This window comes from Acinetobacter sp. AB03 (assembly GCF_058107045.1).
Genome location: NZ_JBUEBA010000029.1, coordinates 1 through 1,819, shown reverse-complemented (window position 1 = coordinate 1,819; position 1,819 = coordinate 1). Strand labels below are relative to the sequence as shown.

The window sequence follows — 1,819 nt, the reverse complement described above, 5'->3', positions numbered from 1 at the left end:
GTTTAAATTCATGATCACCAAAATTTTCTAGGATAAGAGCATTCATCATCTTATTCATAGTTATTCCTTATTCTTAACTGGGGGATGATATGCACAGTACCAAAATAAATTAATCCAATAAATGATATTTATAGGATTTAATAATTCCTAAATAATGAATAATAAATATCATCCGCTCACTAAAAATATTCTAGTACAGTCTGTAAAGGCAGTTTAATCTAAACTGTCGGTAGTATTTTCAAGGCTTGAAACGTTCAAAATATCTACAAAGTGGCTAAAATTTGAAACATAATTCTAAAAGGTCACAGCATCACAAAGAACATGAGCCAAAATAAAAAAATGGGAGCTGAAAGTCCCATTCTTTGTGACTTTAGCATCAGCTCTACGATGTTAATTTAAAAAAAAACTAAAAACAGGGATAGAAAATTTTCGCTAAAGGTCTTTTTGATTTTCGATTTATAAAAAAATATTGCTTTTTTTATACTATGGGGTACTATAGTATTAATGCTAGCAAGTAAGGAGGTCTGATGCCTAATCAGGTTGAAGACAAAAAAAAGATTCTTCTACGCGTCAGAAAGATCAAAGGTCAGACGCAAGCGATTGAAAAAGCGTTAGAAGACAATGTGGAATGTGGTGCAATTCTGCAACAAATATGCTCTGTGCGTGGTGCTATTAATGGTTTAATGAATGAAATGTTGGAGGTTCATTTAAAGGACACTTTAGTATCAGGTGAAACTACAGAACAACAACGAAAAGAAGAATTGGCTGAAATCGCCAAGATTCTAAAATCATATTTAAAATAGATCTGTATAAGGAATTATTCCATGAAGTCACGTGCTGCTGTTGCGTTTGGTCCTGGTCAACCTCTTCAAATTGTTGAAGTTGATGTTGCACCACCGAAGAAAGGTGAAGTATTAATCAAGATCTCCCATACCGGTGTGTGTCATACAGACGCATTTACTTTATCTGGCGATGATCCTGAAGGTGTTTTTCCTGCTATTCTCGGGCATGAAGGTGCTGGTGTTGTAGTTGAGGTTGGTGAAGGCGTGACTAGCGTCAAACCAGGTGATCACGTAATTCCACTTTACACTGCTGAATGTGGCGAGTGCGTATTCTGTAAATCTGGAAAATCGAACTTGTGTATTTCCGTTCGCGAAACTCAAGGTAGAGGTGTAATGCCAGATGGTACCACTCGTTTTTCCTACAATGGTCAACCGATTTATCACTATATGGGCTGCTCAACGTTCAGTGAATACACTGTAGTGGCAGAAGTATCATTGGCTAAAATCAATCCTGAAGCCAATCACGAACATGTCTGCTTACTGGGTTGTGGTGTCACAACGGGTATCGGTGCAGTACACAACACGGCTAAAGTACAAGAAGGTGATAGTGTTGCGGTCTTTGGTTTAGGTGGTATTGGTCTGGCAGTCGTACAAGCCGCACGTCAAGCTAAAGCAGGGCGTATTATTGTAGTTGACATGAATCCAGATAAATTTGCGCTGGCAAAAGAGTTTGGTGCAACGGACTTCTTGAACCCTAAAGACTACGACAAACCAATCCAGCAAGTCATTGTCGAAATGACTGGCTGGGGTGTAGATCATTCATTTGAATGTATTGGTAACGTGAATGTAATGCGTGCAGCCCTTGAAAGTGCACACCGTGGCTGGGGACAATCCGTAATTATTGGTGTAGCTGGCGCAGGTCAGGAAATCTCTACCCGTCCATTCCAGCTTGTTACTGGTCGTAAATGGCTAGGTTCTGCCTTTGGTGGCGTAAAAGGTCGTACGCAACTTCCAGGAATGGTTGAAGATGCCATGAA

Annotated in this window: 2 protein-coding genes; both read left to right on the top strand. The window is 39.4% G+C overall.

Annotated features, from left to right (window positions below; genetic code table 11):
- The first annotated feature begins 527 nt into the window (after positions 1-527).
- Entirely contained in the window at positions 528-803 is a 276-nt protein-coding gene (locus ACY3FQ_RS17060; protein ID WP_001133624.1) for a metal/formaldehyde-sensitive transcriptional repressor, read from the top strand.
- Between the two features lie 21 nt (positions 804-824).
- A partial coding sequence (locus tag ACY3FQ_RS17055; RefSeq protein ID WP_032015254.1) for an S-(hydroxymethyl)glutathione dehydrogenase/class III alcohol dehydrogenase occupies positions 825-1,819 on the top strand: 995 nt, incomplete at its 3' end.